The organism is Sulfitobacter sp. W074, from assembly GCF_025142275.1.
Lineage (GTDB): Bacteria > Pseudomonadota > Alphaproteobacteria > Rhodobacterales > Rhodobacteraceae > Sulfitobacter > Sulfitobacter profundi.
Map to the genome: position 1 here is coordinate 150,161 of NZ_CP081131.1, position 18,264 is coordinate 168,424.

The window sequence follows — 18,264 nt, forward strand, 5'->3', positions numbered from 1 at the left end:
GCTGGGGGCGCACAAAGGGGGGCCGCTGCCATGGAACTGTCGCATCTCATCGCCTTTAACATCGCGCTCATCGCGTCGATCCTCAGCCCCGGCCCGGCCTTTCTGATCGCGCTAAAGACCACGCTAAGTTCGGGGCGGCAGGCGGGTGTTGCGGTGGGGCTTGGGCTTGGCCTCGTGGCATCGTTCTGGACCCTCGCCGCGCTCTTGGGGTTGGAGGCGGTGTTCCTCGCTTTCCCATGGGCCTACGCAGTCGTGAAAACACTGGGCGCGGTCTATTTGCTTTATGTGGCCTTTGGCATGTGGCGCGGGGCGCGGACGCCCGTGACAAGTACGGTGACCCCCGCCCGCCATGCCTTTCGGCAGGGGCTGATGATCAACATTCTGAACCCCAAATCGGTGCTTTTCGCCGCGGCGGTTCTGGTGGTCATCTTCCCCGAGGGGATGCGCCTGAGCGAGAACCTTTTGATCGTCGCCAACCACCTGATCATCGAAGTCGCCTTTTACACCACTTTGGCCTTCGGCATGAGCCGCCCGGCAGTGAGCCAAGGCTACCTGCGCGCGAAGGTTTACTTTGACCGGGTGGCCTCAGCGGTGCTGGGGCTTTTGGGAGTGCGCCTGCTGTTCGCGCGTTAAAGCTCGGCTTCCCACCGCCGCGACAGGCGCATCGCGCCATTGATGATGCCGACCATGGAATAGGTCTGCGGGAAGTTGCCCCAGCCCTCGCCGGTGGCAAAGGCGGTGTCTTCGGACATCAGGCCAAGGTGGTTGCGGGCTTCCAACAGTTCTTCGAACAGCTTGCGGGCTTCCTCTTCGCGGCCAATCCGCGCCAGCGCATCGATCCGCCAGAAGGCGCAGACGTTAAAGCCGACCTCGGGCACGCCGAAATCATCCGCCTCTTCGTAGCGCAGCATGAAGGGGCCGCGGCCCAGCACTTCGGAAAGACGCTCGACCGTGGCGATGAACCGCGGGTCTTTCGGTGGCAGGAAACCGACCTCTCCCATCAGCAAGACACTGGCGTCCAAGGTGCTGCCGCCAAAGCTTTCGACAAAGGCGCCGCGTTCTTCTGACCAAGCGTTGTCGAGGATCTTGTCGCGGATCACCTCGGCGCGCTCGGCCCAGAGGGCGGCGCGGTCGTCCAACTTCAAATGGCGCGCAATCTTGCCCAAACGGTCGCAGGCAGCCCAGCACATCAGCGACGAAGACGTGTGAATGCGGGCACGGCTGCGCAGCTCCCAAATCCCGGCATCAGGTTCGTCGTGCAGCTCCCACGCCTGCTCGCCCAAGGGCTCAAGCTGTTCAAAGGCCGTGCGCCCGGTGTTCATCGGCAGGCGGTGATCAAAAAACGCGGGCGCTGCGCCAAGGATGATATTGCCATAGGTGTCGTGCTGGAAATGCTCATGCGCCTGATTGCCGATCCGCACCGGCCCCATCCCGCGGAAGCCTTGCAAGCTGGGTGAGATACGTTCGGTTAACGCCGTCTCAAGCCCGAGCCCTAGCACGGGCTGGATATGCCCGCCTTCGGCATCCGCCACGGCATTCATCAGCCATTGGAAATAATGCTCCAAGGTGCGGGTCGCGGCGAGACTGTTGAGCGCGCGCACGGTGAAAAACGCATCGCGGACCCAGCAATAGCGGTAATCCCAGTTGCGCCCCGAATCCGGCGCTTCGGGCAGAGAGGTGGTGATCGCGGCGATGACACCGCCCGTGGCCTCATAGCTGCAGAGTTTCAGCGTGATCGCGGCGCGAATGACGGCCTCTTGCCACTCGAAAGGGATCGCCAACCGCTGCGTCCAGCGCTGCCAATAGCGCGTGGTTTTGGTTCGAAAGGTGGTGCCAATCTGCTCAGGACTGTCCGACAGTGTCTCGTCCGGGCCAAGGATGAAGGTCATTTCCCCTTCGAGGTTGATCATGCGCCCGTCCAACACATGGTCGATCGGCGCGTCGGTGGTCAGGCGCATGTTCTGCTCAGGCCCGACAAAGCGCACATGGTTCGACCCGCGGGTAAGCGTGGGGGCCACCTCTCCCCATTGAAAGCGCGGTTTTAGATGCATCCGCACGCGGGGCGAGCCTTCGATCCGGCGGATTTGCCGGACCAACATCTGGGGGCGAAAGCTACGGCCATAGGCGGTGAAACGGGGGCAGAAATCAACAATCTCAACCGCGCCCTTGGCGCTGCGCAGGACCGTGCGCAGGATCGCGGTATTGGGCAGATAGCTCTGTTCGCTTTCTGTCATGTCTTCGAGTTCGACGGCAAACTCCCCGTCGCCCTCTTCGCCCGCGCCGTGGCCCATCAGACTGTGAAAGACCGGATCGCCGTCAAACCGTGGCAGGCAAAACCAGTTGATCGCCCCTTCGCGGCTGACCAGCGCCGCAACCGCGCAATTCCCGATGACACCCAGATCCATAAGTTCCTCTTTTCTATTCTCGATGCGTCTGCCGGGCGGGCCGGATCAGCGCAGAATTTCTTTCAGCCAATCGGCAAAGCCGGCCACATCTGCGATGCGATGTTGTGCGTCGGTTGGCCCTTGGCCGATCTTGATGCCAAAGCCACCCATGGCCTGCGCCGCGCGAAAGCCATCTTCGTCCGTTACGTCGTCGCCTACCATTACCGGCAGTCGCTCGGCAAAGGCGGGGGAGGCCGTGAATCGCGTCACCGCGCCGCCCTTGTCGACACCTTTTAGGGCAACTTCGCTGACCATCTTGCCATGCAGGCCGCGCAGGCTGGCGTCTTCGCCAACCAGCGTATCGACAAAAGCGCGGCAGGCCTCGCCCTGATCGGGGGCCTTGCGGTAATGCAGCGCAATCGCGCCGGGTTTGCGTTCTGACGTCACCCCATGCAGCACGGCGAATTCTTCCACCCGGTCGATCACGGGGGCGGGGATCCCTGCGCTCTGCTTTGGGGCGTGATCCGCCGCGGTGCTCAGCCGCAACTCTAACCCATGCGAGCCAGAGACCGGCAGCCGCAGCGCGCCCAAGATGCGGTCCACATCCGCCAGCGCCCGGCCCGAGATCACCGCCACCGCCCCATTGGTCTGCGCAACGAGTTGCGTCAGCAGGTGGCGCGTCGCCTCCGGCAGGCAGGCGTCTTCGGGGTTGTCGACGATGGGGGCCAGCGTGCCGTCGAGATCAAGGAAAAACGCATGGCGCTCAAGCGGGATCACGGGCGGCAGATTGCTGTGCGACAGGGTGGTGCTATCCATAGGGTCTGGTCTATCCGTTTCAGGGCACTGGGATTTTCAGTGCGCGGGCGTTCTCACGAAACCTATGCGCCGGCGCAGCGAAATCAAAGGATTTATGCCGCAACTGCGCAAAGATGCGCGTCCTGCGGGGCGGGAACCCAGCCAATGCAGCGGCGTTTGCCTAGACGAAGGGCAATCTGCGCGCCCCCGCAAGACCCCGCATCACACATTCGGAACCCCAGATGACCGCACCGTCCACGCTTAGGTACTACCCCGACAGCAAACCCGGCATTGCGCGACGGCGCTGCGGCCGGGGGTTTTCCTATCACGCGCCCGATGGCCGCTGCATCAAGGACAAGGCCGAACGCGAACGTCTGGTAAAACTGGCGGTGCCCCCGGCCTATGAGCAGGTCTGGATCAGCCCTCATGTCAACGGTCACTTACAGGCGACGGGGTTCGATGCGCGGGGGCGCAAACAGTACCGCTATCATCCGCTCTGGTCCGAGGCGCAGGCGCAGGAGAAATACGCAAGCCTGCCCGAATTTGCCGAGACCCTGCCGCGCATCCGCCGCCGCGTGCGCCGGGACCTCAAGGAAGAGTTGGGCGAACGTGACTTTGCACTGGCCGCCGCTGTGGCGATGATCGACCGCCTGTCGCTGCGCGTGGGCAATCAAGTCTACGCCAAGACCAACCGCACCTATGGCACGCTGACCTTGAAACGGCGGCATCTGGTCTTGAAAGATGGGAAATTGCAGGCCTCCTTCATGGCGAAGGGCGGCAAGCGGGTCCGCCGCCAGATCGCTAACCGCACCCTGATGCGCGCCTTGGAGAAAATCCGCGATCTGCCGGGCGCGGACCTGCTGACATGGCTCGACGAAGAGGGGGAGCCGCGCAGGCTGACTTCTTCGGCCCTGAATGACTATATCGCCGAGGCCGCTGGCACCGAAGGGTTCTCCGCCAAGACTTTTCGCACTTGGGCCGGGTCTGTCGCGGCCTTTGACGTGGCATTAAAGGACGACAAACCGACCATCAAAGCCATGGCCGAAGCGGCGGCCCAACGGCTGCACAACACGCCCACCATTGCGCGCAACAGCTATATCCATCCGCAGGTCATCGACCTTTGCCAAAACCCCCAAGACCTGCCGGACCCACCTGATATTGACGATCTGACCCAAGCCGAACGGGGGCTTCTGGCCTTTTTGCGCAGCACCGCGTGACCCTGAATTGGCGGGACGGGCGAACTTTAACCGCGCTCAGGCATTGTAAACATGAATGGTGGTATCGCCCGGCTGCAGAAGGACTGAAATTTCATGAACGAGACAGGTGGGCCAACCCTCAGCGGTGTCCTTGACCAGATGGAGCATCTGTCCGGCGGCGCGGATCGGCAGATTACCGTGGAAGAGATCATCGATTGTCTGGGCAAACATTCATTTGCTTCGACGATCCTGACCTTCAGCCTGATCTCTACCTCTCCGGCCAGCGGCATCCCCGGCTTTACGGCGTTTATCGGGTTGGTGGTCTTGTTTTTAGTGGTGCAGATGATCTTTGGCCGCGAGAGCCTGTGGCTGCCGGGCTTTATCATGCGCCGCGACATCGCTGCGAAGAAGCTGCGTGCGGGGGTGCGCTGGCTGCGCCGCCCGGTGGATTTCGTGGATCAATATTTGCATCAGCGGTCGACCTTCATCCTGCACCGCCCGTGGATTTACTTGCCGCTGTTGATGGTGATGGCCCTGTCGATGTTCATGCCGTTCATGGAAATCGTGCCCACTTCCGGCTCTATCGCCTCGGCCATGATCGCCATTTTCGCGGCGGGCTATCTGATGCGCGACGGCAGGGTCGTGATTTTTTCGATGGTCTTGATGTCCCTGCTTCCCGTGGGGGTTGCATGGTTCTTTCTTGGGCGCTGAAAAAATAATCGCAGCGGTTTGCCATGCTGCGCCTGCAAAAGAATTGACCAAAGCCGACCAAGCTGGGAACCTTTACCAACCTAAACCATTAAACCGTTAGTGGTGGTCGGCGTTCCGCCTTAGCAGGCTCGGCGGCCAAAAATTGATTGTTCCCGAGGCATAAAATGGCTGGCAGATTAATTGTAATCTCAAATCGCATCCCGTCAGAGGCCGCCCCCTCCGGTGGGTTGGTCTATGCGCTTCATGAAACCCTGCGCAAGATCGGCGGCATCTGGATCGGGTCGCACCCGGAAACCACCGAAACCCCGTCAGAGAGCCTGAGCGAATATGGCGATCAGGGCAAATACACCCGGCTGAGCTTCAGCCTCAGCCCCGAAGACTACAAGAATTTCTACCTCGGTTTTTCGAACTCGGTGCTTTGGCCGGTCTGTCACCGTCGCGGCGATCTGGTGGAGTTGGACCGGGGGTTCGAGCGGGGCTACAGCGCCGTTAACGCGCGCCTTGCGCGGCAGGTGATGAAGGTGGCCCGGCCGGACGATATGATCTGGGTGCACGACTACCACTTCTTTCCCCTCGCGACAGAACTGCGCAAGCTGGGTTTTGCAGGTAAGATCGGGTTTTTCCTGCATATTCCTTTCCCCGCATTGGGCGATATGGGCGCCCTCCCGCGGGAGGCCAATCTGGCGCATTGGCTGGCGGACTATGACCTTGTGGGCCTGCAAACCCGCGCTGACGTGGCGCGTTGCCTTGAAATGTTCCGCGCCGAAACGGACTCCGAATTCTTGATGAACGGCACGATCAAATGCGGCTCTCGGGCAGTGGCGTTGAGATCATTCCCCATCGGGATCGATGTGGAGACCTTTGTGCAGGCCGCCCAAGGCGGCAGCGCGCAGGACCGGCTTGCCGATGATATGGCGGGGGACATCGTGATCGGGGTGGACCGGCTGGACTACTCCAAAGGTCTGCCCAACCGCTTCCGCGCCTTTGGCCGCTATCTGGAAACCCGCGATGAGCGTGAGCGGCGGGTAAGTATGGTCCAGATCGCCCCGCCAAGCCGCGAAGAGGTCGCCGCTTACCGCGAGTTGCGCTACGAATTGGAAGAACTTGTCGGCCGGGTGAACGGCGAACATGGAGAGATCGATTGGACCCCGCTGCGCTATATTCACCGCAACCTTGATCGCGATCTCTTGGCGCGGCTCTACCGCCGTGCGCGGGTGGGGATCGTCACCCCCTTTGCCGATGGGATGAACCTTGTCGCCAAGGAATATGTCGCGGCGCAAGACCCCGAAGACCCCGGCGTGCTGATCCTGTCGCATATGGCCGGGGCCGCCGAAGACCTGACAGATGCTATTCAGGTCAACCCGTACGACATCGAGGACATGAGCGAGGCGCTCAAAACCGCGCTTGCCCTGCCGCTGGAGGAACGCAAACGCCGTCATGCCAGTTGCATGGCGCAGGTGCGGGCGACGGATGTAAACCGCTGGAGCCAGAACTTTGTCGAAGCGTTGCAAGCCTGCCTGCCGACGCTGGTGACCAAACCCGCCGCGCGGGAATGGACGGACGCCTAGCGGCGCGCGTCAGGCATCCGGGGCAAAGACCACTTCGGTCTCCCAACCCTTGCATTTCTCTGCAAGCCCGGCGGGCAGGGGCAGATCGGTAAAGAACATATCCACCTCCCGCGCCGAAGCGATGCGCGCCGGGGCGGAGCGTTTGAATTTGGAATGATCCGTTACCAAAAAGGTCTTGCGCGACTGCGCGATGATACATTGGCTGACCCCCACTTCTTCGATATCGAAGTCGAGCAGATCACCATCCGCGTCCATGGCCGAACAGCCGATCACCGCGATATCGAACTTGAACTGGCGGATCGTTTCGATTGTCAGATTGCCGACCAGCCCACCGTCCATGCGGCGCAGCGCCCCGCCCGTGAGCACAATGCGGCATTCGGGATTGTCGACCAGAATATTGGCGACATTCATGTTGTTCGTCACCACCATCAGATCGCGGTGATGCAGCAGAGCGCGGGCCACCGCCTCGGTGCTGGTGCCGATATTCAGAAAGACCGAACAACCGTCGGGAATATGTTCGGCACAGGCGCGGGCGATGCGATTCTTGGCCTCTTCGTGCAGGTTGCGCCGCTCGGCATAGCCGATGTTGCTGGCCCCCGAAGGCAGCACCGCGCCGCCATGCACCCGCTCAAGCTTACCGCTATCGGCCAGTTCCGTAAGGTCACGGCGGATGGTCTGATGGGTCACGCCAAAATGCTCGGCCAGCCCGTCGACGGTGACTTTGCCTTCGCGCCGGGCGATTTCAAGGATGTCGGGATGGCGGAATGTCTGTGAAATGGGTGTCGCTCCTGCCTGCTGTTGGCGCATTATCTCCAGTGTTTTGTCTAACGCAAGCAATCGCGCAGCAGGTTGTGGTTAGCATGTTCGATATACTGGTGAAACGAACATAAACGAAAATAAAACTTGTGCAGATGAGAGTCGTTTCGTAACACTGCCCCTAATTGGACAGTCTGAGCTGGGGGAGGGCCGGATTTTGAACCAACAGCCCGATAGCCATGTGCCCGCTGCCCCGGTCGATCTTTTCGTCATCGGTGGGGGCATCAACGGCGCCGGGATCGCGCGCGACGCCGCAGGACGGGGGCTGAGCGTGACCTTGGCCGAGATGAATGATCTGGCCTCGGCGACCTCTTCGGCCTCGACCAAACTGTTCCACGGCGGGCTGCGCTACCTTGAGTATTTTGAGATCGGCCTCGTGCGCCACGCGCTGACCGAGCGCGAAGTGCTGCTGAAAGCGATGCCGCATATCTCTTGGCCGATGCGTTTCGTGCTGCCCTATCACCGCGACATGCGGTTTGAGGGGGACACGCCGACCTCCAAATTGCTACGGCTGTTCATGCCTTGGATGCGGGGCCGCCGCCCGGCGTGGCTGATCCGCTTGGGCCTGTTTCTCTATGACAACCTCGGCGGTCGCGAGATCCTGCCCGCCACCCGCAGCCTGTCGCTGCGCGGCACGCCCGAAGGGGCACCGCTGGAGGATCGCTTCGAGAAAGCCTTTGAGTATTCCGACTGCTGGATCGAAGACTCCCGTCTGGTGGTGTTGAACGCCCGCGATGCGGAACTGCGCGGCGCGCGTATCATGACCCGGACTAAAGTCGTCTCTGCCGACCGCAGCGCCGATGGCTGGGCGGTCACCGTAGAGCATGGCGCGGATGGTCAGCGCGAGGTGATCCAAGCGAAGATGCTGGTCAACGCGGGCGGCCCGTGGGTGGGCGAGATCATCCACAACACTGCGCGGCTGAACTCCTCCGAAGGGGTGCGGCTGGTGCGCGGCAGCCATATCGTGACCAAACGGCTTTACGATCACGACAAATGCTATTTCTTTCAAGGCACCGATGGGCGGATCATTTTTACGATCCCCTATGAGCAGGATTTCACCCTGATCGGCACCACCGATGCAGATCACCCCGATCCTTCCGTCACCCCGGAATGCACCCCCGAAGAGCAGGATTACCTGATCAACTTCGTGAACGGCTATCTCAAGCAGGACATCACCCGCAAAGACATCGTCTGGACCTATTCCGGCGTCCGCCCGCTTTATGACGATGGGGCCAGCAGTGCCACGGCGGCCACGCGGGACTATACGCTCAAGGTGGACGAAACCGGCGGCGCGCCGATTCTCAATGTCTTTGGCGGCAAGATCACCACATACCGCAAACTGGCCGAAGACGCGCTGGATCTGATCGCCCCGCATTTCGGCGGGCTGTCGGATCATTGGACCGCTGGCGTGGCGCTGCCCGGCGGTGATTTCCCGGTGGACGGTGTCGCGCAGTTGATCGCGCGGTTGAAAGCGGATTATGACTTTCTTGATGAAAGCTGGGCAGCACGGCTGATCCGCGCCTATGGTACCGATGCATGGGCGATGATGGGCGCGGCGAAAACGCTCGCGGATATGGGCGAGCATTTCGGTGCGACCCTCACGGCGGGTGAGGTCGCGTGGCTGATGAACAAAGAATATGCCCTCAGCGCAGAGGACGTCGTTTGGCGCCGCAGCAAGTTGGGCCTGCGAATGGATGAGGCGCAGATCGCGCGTCTTGATGAATGGATGCAGATGCGCGCGGCGAAACAAGCCGCCTCTGCGGCGGAATGAGGGGAGGACGAACGTGAGTTTGATCCTAAAAAACGTGTCGAAAACGGTGGGCGGTCAAACGCATATCCACCCGACCGACCTGACCTTGGAAAAGGGCACGATGAACGTGCTTTTGGGGCCTACGTCTGCGGGCAAGACCTCGCTGATGCGGCTGATGGCCGGGCTTGATGTGCCAAACACGGGCCAAGTGATCTGGAACGGTGAGGATGTCACCGGGATGCGCGTCCAAGACCGCAAGGTGGCGATGGTCTACCAGCAGTTCATCAATTACCCCTCGATGACCGTTTACGACAACATCGCATCGCCGATGAAGCTGGTGGGCAAGTCGAAGGATGAGATCGACCGCGCCGTGCGCGAGACGGCTGAACTCATGCAACTGACCCCGATGCTTGACCGTAAACCGCTGGAGCTTTCGGGCGGCCAGCAACAGCGCTGCGCCTTGGCGCGGGCGCTGGTGAAAAACGCAGGTCTCGTGCTGCTGGATGAGCCGCTGGCGAACCTCGACTACAAACTGCGCGAAGAACTCCGCGCCGAGATTCCGCGCATCTTTGAACGCGCCGGGTCGATCTTTGTCTACGCCACGACAGAGCCGGAAGAGGCGCTGCTTTTGGGCGGCAACACCGCGACGCTTTGGGAGGGCCGCGTCACGCAATTCGGCCTGACGCCAAGCGTCTACCGCCGGCCCGAGAATGCCACGACGGCGCGGGTCTTCTCCGACCCGCCGATGAACTTCCTGAGCATGACCAAATCGGGCAACACGCTGCGGTTCGACGGCGGTGAGATGCCCGCTCCTGCCACGATGGCGAGCTTGAAGGACGGCGAATATACCGCTGGTTTCCGCCCCAACCACCTGACACTCGCAGCGCAGACCCCCGGCGCGATCGGCTTTGACGCGGTGCTGAACGTGACCGAGATCACCGGCTCGGAGACGTTTATCCACCTCGACTATCACGGCGCGAAATGGGTCGGGCTGGTGCATGGCATCCAGCATCTGCAACCCGGCCAGCCGCTGCCGGTCTATCTGGATCCGGCGCACATTTACTTGTTTGACGCGAACGGGGCGCTCGTCTCTGCCGCGCCCTATGCGGAGGCGGCATAATGGCCAAGATCACGCTTGATAACCTTGCGCATTCCTATTTGCCGAACCCCGGCCATGAGGATGATTTTGCCCTCAAGGAATTGAACCACGACTGGATCGACGGCGAAGCCTATGCGCTTCTGGGTGCGTCCGGTTGCGGTAAATCCACCCTCCTCAACATCATCTCGGGGCTGTTGCAGCCCTCTCAGGGTCGTATTCTGTTTAACGATGTCGATGTAACCCACGCCCCCACCGCCGAGCGCAACATCGCGCAGGTGTTCCAGTTCCCGGTGGTCTACGACACGATGACCGTGCGCGACAATCTCGCCTTCCCGCTGCGCAACCGGGGTGCGGATGCCTCTTATGTTGCAGATCGCGTGCAGCAGATCGCGCAGATGATCGGCATGGAAGACGAGTTGAATCGCAAGGCGCGCGGCCTCACGGCGGATGCCAAGCAGAAGATTTCGCTGGGTCGGGGCATGGTGCGTGAAGACGTCAACGCGCTGTTGTTCGATGAGCCGCTGACCGTGATCGACCCGCATATGAAATGGGAATTGCGCACGCAGCTCAAATCGCTGCACCACGAATTTGGCCACACGATGATATATGTGACCCACGACCAGACCGAGGCGCTGACCTTCGCCGATAAGGTCGTCGTGATGTATGATGGCCGGGTGGTGCAGATCGGCACGCCGCAAGAGTTGTTCGAGCGGCCCGCGCACACCTTCGTGGGCTATTTCATCGGCTCGCCGGGGATGAACCTGTTTGATGCGCAAATCTCTGGCAATGCCGCGCAGGTCGCGGGCACACACATTGACCTGACCAAAAGCTACGCCCCCAAAGGTGGCAAAACCCAGCTGGGCGTCCGGCCCGAGTTTATCCGTCTTAACGGCGAAGGGCTGGGCCTGCCTGCCAAGGTGACGCGCGTCGAAGACGTGGGCCGCCACAAAATCATCCGCCTTGATGTGGCCGGCCAGCCGGTCAGCGCCATCGCCGAGGAAGGCGCGTCCGTGCCGAGTGAAAACACCGCGATCAGTTTCGATCCGGCGGGCATCAATGTCTATGCCGACGATTGGCGCATCAGCGCAGAGGGAGAAGCCGCATGAACAAGACCGTCAACCAAAAGGCATGGTTCCTTGTCCTGCCAGTTCTGATCCTCGTGGCCTTCTCGGCTGTGATCCCGCTGATGACCGTGGTGAACTATTCGGTGCAAGACACCTTTGGCCGGAATGAATTTTTCTGGGCCGGGCTTGAGTGGTTTTCCGACATGCTGGACAGCGACCGGATGTGGGATGCGCTTGGCCGACAGTTGATCTTCTCGGGTGTCATTCTGGCGATCGAAATTCCGCTGGGCATCTTTGTTGCGCTGAACATGCCGAAAAACGGGTTCTGGGCCAGCTTTTGTCTGGTGCTCATGTCGCTGCCGCTGCTGATCCCGTGGAACGTGGTCGGCACCATCTGGCAAATCTTTGGCCGCGTCGACATTGGCCTTTTGGGCTACACGCTCGACAAGCTCGGGATCACCTATAACTACACCCAAGACATCACCGCCGCTTGGATCACTGTTGTGATCATGGATGTCTGGCACTGGACCTCGTTGGTGGCGCTCTTGGCCTACGCCGGGCTGCAATCCATCCCGGACGCCTATTATCAGGCCGCGAAGATCGACCAAGCCAGCCGTTGGGCCGTGTTCCGCTACATCGAACTGCCCAAGATGGCAGGCGTGCTGATGATCGCGATTCTGCTGCGCTTTATGGACAGTTTCATGATCTATACAGAGCCGTTCGTCGTGACGGGGGGCGGGCCGGGCAATGCCACGACCTTCCTGTCCATCGACTTGGTGAAAATGGCCATCGGCCAGTTTGACCTCGGCCCCGCAGCGGCGTTCAGCCTGATGTATTTCCTCGTTATCCTGTTGATTTCATGGGTGTTCTACACCGTGATGGTTAACCTCGACAAAAGGGATGGTGTGTGATGACCGACACAACCGTGCAAGCCCCCGGTGCCGCGCCCATTCCGGGTGACGTGACCACTGCCAAACGCGCCCGGCGCAGCCGCTTTCGGCCCAAAGGGTCTGTGGTGGTGATGACCCTCTACCTGCTTTTCCTGCTACTGCCGATCTACTGGCTGATCAACATGAGCCTGAAGACCAACGCAGAGATCCTGGGGAGCTTCTCGCTCTATCCGCGTGATTTGACGCTGGCGAACTATGCCAAGATCCTCACCGATCCGAGCTGGTATATGGGCTATGTCAACAGCCTGATCTATGTTGTGCTGAACACCGTGATCTCGCTCGCTGTGGCGCTGCCTGCGGCCTATGCTTTCTCGCGCTACAGCTTTATGGGCGACAAGCATCTGTTCTTCTGGCTGCTGACCAACCGCATGGCCCCTCCGGCGGTCTTCGCGCTGCCGTTCTTCCAGCTTTATTCCTCCGTCGGGCTGTTCGACACGCATATCGCCGTGGCGCTGGCGCATTGCCTGTTCAACGTGCCGCTGGCGGTCTGGATCTTGGAAGGGTTCATGCGTGGCGTGCCGAAGGAGATTGACGAGACGGCCTACCTTGATGGTTACTCTTTCCCGCGCTTCTTCATCCGTATCTTCACCCCGCTGATCGCCAGCGGCATCGGGGTCGCCGCCTTCTTCTGCTTCATGTTCTCATGGGTGGAACTGCTGCTGTCGCGGACGCTTACTTCGGTCGACGCGAAACCCATCGCCGCCACTATGACCCGTACTGTTTCGGCCTCGGGCCTCGACTGGGGCGTGCTGGCTGCGGCGGGTGTGCTTACAATCGTGCCGGGCGCTTTGGTAATTTATTTCGTCCGCAACTACATTGCCAAGGGCTTTGCTTTGGGGAGGGTGTAATGAAACTGTCCGAATTTGTAGAAGAAACGCTATCGGAAATCGAAGCCGGGATCAAAAACGCTCGCAAAGAAAGCAATTCCCCATGGATCGCTCTCGGTTCAATTGGAGTGGAGCCAGTTTGGAAGCAGCAAACCGTAGACTTCGAGATAGCGGTTACAACTAGCAAAGAAGGCGGGGGCGGCTTGAAGGTATTCAGTGCAGGTGAGTTGAGGGCCGGAGCGTCAAAAGAAGAGATCAATCGGATTTCATTTTCCGTGCCGGTGTTCTTTAACTCAATCAGTCTGGAGGATGCATAATGTCTTGGATGGCTTGGACCATGCCCACCGCGATCTTCTTCGGTGTCATCGCGCTGTTACTCGTGACCTTCACGATCCTCGCGATCAAATTCCCCGAGACGCCACGCACCGGCATTCTCAGGATCGAAACAACCCGTGGTGACCGTCTGTTCATCACGCTTCTCGGCTCGGCCTTTATCAATTTGATCTGGCTGGGTTTCGAGGCGGGGCCGCAGCCCTATGCGCTGCTGGTCTGCCTTGCCTATGCCGCAGCCGTATTTCGCTGGGTCTAGGCGCTATCACGGCTGATCCCGGTTAATCGGGGCAGCCATACGACACGACCAAATGTCTAGGGAGGACATAATGAAACGATCTGTCATGAAATCGAGTACCGCACTTGCGGTCACGCTCGGTCTGCTCGCCGGACCAGTATTTGCGGATATGGATGCCGCGAAGAAATTCCTCGACGAGGAAATCGAACGCTCCGCGCTGAGCCGCGAAGAGCAAGAGGCGGAGATGCAATTCTTCATCGACGCTGCTGAGCCGTTCAAGGGCATGGACATCAAAGTGGTGTCCGAGACAATCACCACCCATGAATACGAGGCCAACGTGCTGGCCCCGGCCTTCACCGCGATCACGGGCATCAACATCACCCACGACCTGATCGGCGAAGGTGACGTGGTCGAGAAACTGCAAACGCAGATGCAGTCGGGCGAGAACATCTATGACGCCTATATCAACGACTCTGACCTGATCGGCACGCACTGGCGCTACAAGCAGGCGCGCAGCCTGACTGACTGGATGGCGAACGAAGGCAAAGACGTGACCAACCCCGGTCTCGATCTGGACGATTATATCGGCCTTGATTTCACCACGTCGCCTGACGGTGAGCTGTACCAGCTGCCCGACCAGCAGTTCGCGAACCTCTATTGGTTCCGCCAGGACTGGTTCACCGATCCTGAGTTGATGGCTGAGTTCAAAGAAAAATACGGCTATGAGTTGGGCGTGCCGGTCAACTGGTCTGCCTATGAGGACATCGCTGAGTTCTTCACCGGCCGCACCATCGACGGCGTCGAAGTCTTTGGCAACATGGACTACGGCAAAAAAGACCCGTCGCTTGGCTGGCGCTATACCGATGCGTGGATGTCCATGGCTGGCATGGGCGATGTCGGTGAACCCAACGGCCTGCCGGTCGACGAATGGGGCATCCGGGTCAACGAAAACTCGCAGCCCGTCGGTTCTTGTGTGACCCGTGGTGGTGCGACCAACGATGCGGCGGCGGTCTATGCGATCTCCAAATCCATCGAATGGCTTGAAAAGTACACGCCGCCCGCAGCCGCTGGCATGACCTTTGGCGAAGCCGGCCCGGTACCTGCGCAGGGTGCCATCGCCCAGCAGATGTTCTGGTACACCGCCTTCACCGCGGACATGGTGAACGATGCCGCCAAAGCCGTGCTGAACGAAGACGGCACACCCAAGTGGCGCATGGCACCCAGTCCACACGGTGCCTATTGGAAAGACGGCCAGAAGGTCGGCTATCAGGACGTGGGCAGCTGGACGCTGATGGAAAGCACCCCCGTGGATCGCGCCAAAGCCGCATGGCTCTATGCGCAGTTCGTGACGTCGAAAACCGTTGATGTTGAAAAGGCCCACGCCGGTCTGACCTTCATCCGCGAGTCGACCATCCAGCACGAAAGCTTCACCGAACGCGCGCCGAAACTTGGCGGTCTGGTGGAATTCTACCGCTCCCCCGCACGCACCGCATGGTCGCCCACCGGGACGAACGTGCCGGATTACCCCAAGCTGGCGCAGCTGTGGTGGCAGAACATCGGCGACGCAATGTCCGGTGCGAAAACCCCGCAAGAAGCACTCGACAGCCTCTGCGCCGAGCAGGAAAAGGTCATGGAACGTCTTGAGCGCGCAGGCGTCCAAGGCGATCTGGGTCCGAAGATGAACGAAGAGCAGGAAGCCTCCTACTGGCTGCAGCAAGAGGGTTCGCCCGTTGCCAAGCTCGACAACGAAGACCCAGAGCCTGAGACCATCAGCTACGAAGAGTTGATCAAGTCCTGGCAGTAAGCCAAACTTTGGGGGCCGGGGCGTATTAGCGTCCCGGCCCCTTTTTCATGTCCAAACCATTATCCGGGGGCTGCGCCATGACCCATATCCTCGCCATTGATCAAGGAACCACATCCTCGCGGGCGATCCTTTTTGACGGCAACATGGCCGTGACGGCCACCGCCCAAGAAGAGTTTCCGCAGCATTTCCCCCGTTCCGGCTGGGTTGAGCATGATCCCGGCGATCTGTGGTCCACCACTGCGGGCACCTGCCGCGCGGTGATCGAAAAAGCAGGCCTGCGCCCCGATGACATCACCGCCATCGGCATCACCAACCAACGTGAGACGACGCTGGTCTGGGACGCCAAGACCGGCCAGCCAGTCTATAACGCCATCGTTTGGCAAGACCGCCGCACTGCCGATTTCTGCCGCGCGCTGCGCGAGAGTGGTGACGACAAGATCATCACCGAACGCACGGGCCTGCTGGCCGATCCTTATTTCTCCGGCACCAAGCTGAAGTGGATTTTGGATAACGTCGACGGGGCGCGCGACCGCGCACAGGCGGGCGAGTTGCTTTTCGGCACGGTCGACAGCTACCTGATCTGGAAGCTCACAGGCGGCGCGCGCCATGTGACTGATGCCACCAACGCCGCGCGCACCATGCTTTATGACATTCACAAGGGCCGATGGAGCACGACGATCTGCAAGATGTTCGACATTCCCGTCGAGATGCTGCCCGAGGTCAAAGACTGCGCCGCCGATTTCGGCATGACCCGTCCCGATCTGTTTGGCCGCGAGATTCCGATCCTTGGTGTGGCAGGCGACCAGCAGGCGGCGACCATCGGGCAGGCTTGCTTCCAACCGGGCATGATGAAGTCGACCTATGGCACGGGCTGTTTTGCGCTGCTAAATACGGGCGAAACGGCGGTGACTTCAACCAATCGCCTGCTGACCACCATCGCCTATCAACTCGACGGCAAGCCAACCTATGCGCTCGAAGGGTCGATTTTCGTCGCTGGTGCCGTGGTGCAATGGCTGCGCGACGGGCTTAAGATGATCCGTGAGGCGAGCGAGACTCAAGCACTGGCCGAACAGGCCGATCCGCATCAGAATGTGGTGCTGGTGCCCGCCTTCGTCGGCCTCGGTGCGCCTTACTGGAACGCGGAGTGTCGCGGCGCGATCTATGGGCTGACGCGCAACTCCGGCCCCGCGGAACTGGCCCGCGCGGCGCTGGAAAGCGTCGGCTACCAGACCCGCGATTTGCTGGAGGCGATGCAGGCGGATTGGGCCGCGCAGGGGCAGGCGGGCGAGATCGCCACCCTGCGTGTCGACGGTGGGATGAGCGCTAGTGACTGGGCGATGCAGTTCCTGTCCGACGTGATCGGCGCCTCGGTCGACCGTCCTGATGTGCTGGAAACCACGGCGCTTGGAGCGGCATGGTTGGCGGGGCAGCGGGCGGGCATCTATCCGGACATGGAAGGCTTTGCCCGCGAATGGGCGCTTGATCGGCGGTTTGAAATGGAGATGGATGCGGCGACGCGTGATGAGAAATACGGCGCATGGAAGCGCGCTGTGAACGCCACGTTGCAATTCTGATGGAGGGGATCGCAGCCTTTGGTTTCGCCACCGCTGGGCGCATCCGCTTTGGCCGTGGGACCGCTTCAGAAGCCGTCGACGCCGCGCTCAGCTTTGGCCGCCGGGTGCTGATTTTACGCGGTGGATCCGTCGCTTGGGTCGATGAACTCAGCCGTGACCTGACGGCGGCTGGATGTGACGTGACCGAGGTCCGCAGCAGCGGCGAACCCTCGGTCGAGGATGTCCGCTCTGCCGCTCTGGCAGGGCGCGGAGCGCAGGTGGTGCTGGGCGTCGGCGGAGGGGCGGTCATCGACCTTGCCAAAGCCGCAGCGGCGCTGATCCCGTCGGATTGCGACGTGATGGAACATCTCGAAGTCGTGGGCGCGGGCAAGCCGCTGCAAGCCGACCCGCTGCCGATGATCGCGATCCCGACCACCGCGGGCACCGGGGCCGAGGTCACCAAAAACGCCGTTATCGCCGTGACGCAAGCCGCGCGAAAAGTCAGCCTGCGCGACGACCGAATGCTGCCGCGTTTGGCCTTGGTCGATCCTGCGCTGACGGATGGCGCGCCGCGCGGCGTCACGTTGGGGTCGGGCCTTGATGCGTTGGTGCAGGTGATCGAGCCCTATCTTTCAAGCAAAGCCAACCCGCTCAGCGATGCGCTCTGCCGTGCCGCGATTCCGCAGGGGATTGCCGCGCTCAAACGTCTGGCGGCGGGCGAAGACCCTGCCGCGCGGGACGCGATGGCCTATGTCAGCCTGTCGGGCGGTTTGGCGCTGGCGAATGCGGGCCTCGGCGCGGTGCATGGGCTGGCCGGTGTGATCGGCGGGCAGTTTGGCGCGCCGCATGGGTTGATTTGTGGGCGTCTGCTGGGGCCGGTGCTGGCCGCCAATAGTGATGTGCTCGGTGCCTCCCGGCGGTTTTCAGAAGTGCAGACATGGCTGGCAGAGGGTTTTGATCTGCCCGAGACCGGCACATTCACCGCCCTCTCGGCCCTGCTTGACGATTGGGGGCTGGAGCGTCTGAACCGCTGGATCCCCGAAGGGACCGACCTTGGAGAGACTGCGCAGGAAGCGGCGGCGTCTTCCTCCATGCGGGCAAACCCCTGCGCCCTCAGCCAAGATGCGCTGGAAAATTGCATCCGGGCTGCGCTGTAAGTCGGGCAGGGGCCGGTTGCCC

Annotated in this window: 17 protein-coding genes; 14 read left to right on the forward strand and 3 right to left on the reverse strand. The window is 61.1% G+C overall.

Annotated elements, in window-relative coordinates; genetic code table 11:
- Window positions 1–30: 30 nt before the first annotated feature.
- On the forward strand, window positions 31–633 hold the full coding sequence (locus K3762_RS18025) for a LysE family translocator (protein ID WP_260012888.1): 603 nt from the start codon (window positions 31–33) through the stop codon (window positions 631–633).
- Here the strand turns inward: K3762_RS18025 and K3762_RS18030 are convergent.
- Entirely contained in the window at window positions 630–2,405 is a 1,776-nt protein-coding gene (locus K3762_RS18030) for a glycoside hydrolase family 15 protein (protein ID WP_132445330.1), read from the reverse strand. The genes K3762_RS18025 and K3762_RS18030 overlap by 4 nt on opposite strands.
- Window positions 2,406–2,450: 45 nt before the next feature.
- Window positions 2,451–3,200, reverse strand: coding sequence for a trehalose-phosphatase (gene otsB / locus K3762_RS18035; protein ID WP_260012893.1), 750 nt, complete (start codon window positions 3,198–3,200; stop codon window positions 2,451–2,453).
- 221 nt (window positions 3,201–3,421) lie between these two features.
- On the opposite strand from otsB, the gene K3762_RS18040 reads away from it, so the two are divergent.
- The 3 genes from K3762_RS18040 to K3762_RS18050 all read left to right on the forward strand — a co-directional run bounded on the left by K3762_RS18040 (window position 3,422) and on the right by K3762_RS18050 (window position 6,654).
- Complete coding sequence (locus K3762_RS18040) at window positions 3,422–4,396, forward strand: DNA topoisomerase IB (RefSeq protein ID WP_132445324.1); 975 nt, start codon at window positions 3,422–3,424, stop codon at window positions 4,394–4,396.
- 93 nt (window positions 4,397–4,489) lie between these two features.
- A complete protein-coding gene (locus tag K3762_RS18045) occupies window positions 4,490–5,086 on the forward strand; it encodes an exopolysaccharide biosynthesis protein (RefSeq protein ID WP_120352343.1) in 597 nt (198 codons plus the stop codon).
- A gap of 164 nt (window positions 5,087–5,250) precedes the next feature.
- Window positions 5,251–6,654: a trehalose-6-phosphate synthase gene (locus K3762_RS18050; RefSeq protein ID WP_240791621.1), complete on the forward strand. Its 1,404-nt coding sequence runs from the start codon at window positions 5,251–5,253 to the stop codon at window positions 6,652–6,654.
- Window positions 6,655–6,663: 9 nt separating this feature from the next.
- On the opposite strand, the gene K3762_RS18055 is transcribed toward K3762_RS18050, so the two are convergent.
- Entirely contained in the window at window positions 6,664–7,431 is a 768-nt protein-coding gene (locus K3762_RS18055) for a DeoR/GlpR family DNA-binding transcription regulator (protein WP_260012990.1), read from the reverse strand.
- A gap of 196 nt (window positions 7,432–7,627) precedes the next feature.
- Between K3762_RS18055 and glpD the strand changes: the two genes are divergently transcribed.
- The 10 genes from glpD (at window position 7,628) to K3762_RS18105 (ending at window position 18,242) form a co-directional block, all read left to right on the forward strand.
- Entirely contained in the window at window positions 7,628–9,241 is a 1,614-nt protein-coding gene (gene glpD / locus K3762_RS18060; RefSeq protein ID WP_260012898.1) for a glycerol-3-phosphate dehydrogenase, read from the forward strand.
- A 13-nt stretch (window positions 9,242–9,254) separates the two neighbouring features.
- Window positions 9,255–10,340 carry an ABC transporter ATP-binding protein gene (locus tag K3762_RS18065; RefSeq protein ID WP_067936725.1) on the forward strand — a complete coding sequence of 362 codons (1,086 nt, stop codon included), beginning with the start codon at window positions 9,255–9,257 and terminating at the stop codon, window positions 10,338–10,340.
- Window positions 10,340–11,425 carry an ABC transporter ATP-binding protein gene (locus K3762_RS18070; RefSeq protein WP_132445318.1) on the forward strand — a complete coding sequence of 362 codons (1,086 nt, stop codon included), beginning with the start codon at window positions 10,340–10,342 and terminating at the stop codon, window positions 11,423–11,425. The genes K3762_RS18065 and K3762_RS18070 overlap by 1 nt, the downstream gene beginning before the upstream one ends.
- Window positions 11,422–12,294, forward strand: a complete 873-nt coding sequence (locus K3762_RS18075) for a carbohydrate ABC transporter permease (RefSeq protein WP_132445315.1) — start codon at window positions 11,422–11,424, stop codon at window positions 12,292–12,294. Before K3762_RS18070 ends, K3762_RS18075 begins: the two co-directional genes overlap by 4 nt.
- Window positions 12,294–13,181 carry a carbohydrate ABC transporter permease gene (locus tag K3762_RS18080; RefSeq protein WP_132445312.1) on the forward strand — a complete coding sequence of 296 codons (888 nt, stop codon included), beginning with the start codon at window positions 12,294–12,296 and terminating at the stop codon, window positions 13,179–13,181. The genes K3762_RS18075 and K3762_RS18080 overlap by 1 nt, the downstream gene beginning before the upstream one ends.
- Window positions 13,181–13,477: a trypco2 family protein gene (locus K3762_RS18085; protein ID WP_132445309.1), complete on the forward strand. Its 297-nt coding sequence runs from the start codon at window positions 13,181–13,183 to the stop codon at window positions 13,475–13,477. Before K3762_RS18080 ends, K3762_RS18085 begins: the two co-directional genes overlap by 1 nt.
- Window positions 13,477–13,749 (forward strand): DUF2160 domain-containing protein, encoded by a 273-nt coding sequence (locus K3762_RS18090; RefSeq protein WP_007121386.1) that lies wholly within the window; start codon window positions 13,477–13,479, stop codon window positions 13,747–13,749. The genes K3762_RS18085 and K3762_RS18090 overlap by 1 nt, the downstream gene beginning before the upstream one ends.
- Before the next feature lie 85 nt (window positions 13,750–13,834).
- Entirely contained in the window at window positions 13,835–15,532 is a 1,698-nt protein-coding gene (locus K3762_RS18095) for an ABC transporter substrate-binding protein (protein ID WP_260012991.1), read from the forward strand.
- A 77-nt stretch (window positions 15,533–15,609) separates the two neighbouring features.
- On the forward strand, window positions 15,610–17,106 hold the full coding sequence (gene glpK / locus K3762_RS18100) for a glycerol kinase GlpK (RefSeq protein ID WP_120352348.1): 1,497 nt from the start codon (window positions 15,610–15,612) through the stop codon (window positions 17,104–17,106).
- Window positions 17,070–18,242: an iron-containing alcohol dehydrogenase gene (locus K3762_RS18105; protein ID WP_260012901.1), complete on the forward strand. Its 1,173-nt coding sequence runs from the start codon at window positions 17,070–17,072 to the stop codon at window positions 18,240–18,242. Before glpK ends, K3762_RS18105 begins: the two co-directional genes overlap by 37 nt.
- The last annotated feature ends 22 nt before the right edge of the window (window positions 18,243–18,264 follow it).

Coding starts and splice junctions, on each gene's coding strand:
- K3762_RS18050 (WP_240791621.1), top strand. CDS start 5,251: ATGGCTGGCAGATTAATTGTAATCTCAAATCGCATCCCGTCAGAGGCC.
- K3762_RS18025 (WP_260012888.1), top strand. CDS start 31: ATGGAACTGTCGCATCTCATCGCCTTTAACATCGCGCTCATCGCGTCG.
- K3762_RS18085 (WP_132445309.1), top strand. CDS start 13,181: ATGAAACTGTCCGAATTTGTAGAAGAAACGCTATCGGAAATCGAAGCC.
- glpK (WP_120352348.1), top strand. CDS start 15,610: ATGACCCATATCCTCGCCATTGATCAAGGAACCACATCCTCGCGGGCG.
- K3762_RS18080 (WP_132445312.1), top strand. CDS start 12,294: ATGACCGACACAACCGTGCAAGCCCCCGGTGCCGCGCCCATTCCGGGT.
- K3762_RS18095 (WP_260012991.1), top strand. CDS start 13,835: ATGAAATCGAGTACCGCACTTGCGGTCACGCTCGGTCTGCTCGCCGGA.
- K3762_RS18045 (WP_120352343.1), top strand. CDS start 4,490: ATGAACGAGACAGGTGGGCCAACCCTCAGCGGTGTCCTTGACCAGATG.
- K3762_RS18075 (WP_132445315.1), top strand. CDS start 11,422: ATGAACAAGACCGTCAACCAAAAGGCATGGTTCCTTGTCCTGCCAGTT.
- K3762_RS18105 (WP_260012901.1), top strand. CDS start 17,070: ATGGAAGCGCGCTGTGAACGCCACGTTGCAATTCTGATGGAGGGGATC.
- K3762_RS18090 (WP_007121386.1), top strand. CDS start 13,477: ATGTCTTGGATGGCTTGGACCATGCCCACCGCGATCTTCTTCGGTGTC.
- K3762_RS18070 (WP_132445318.1), top strand. CDS start 10,340: ATGGCCAAGATCACGCTTGATAACCTTGCGCATTCCTATTTGCCGAAC.
- K3762_RS18030 (WP_132445330.1), bottom strand. CDS start 2,405: ATGGATCTGGGTGTCATCGGGAATTGCGCGGTTGCGGCGCTGGTCAGC.
- otsB (WP_260012893.1), bottom strand. CDS start 3,200: ATGGATAGCACCACCCTGTCGCACAGCAATCTGCCGCCCGTGATCCCG.
- K3762_RS18040 (WP_132445324.1), top strand. CDS start 3,422: ATGACCGCACCGTCCACGCTTAGGTACTACCCCGACAGCAAACCCGGC.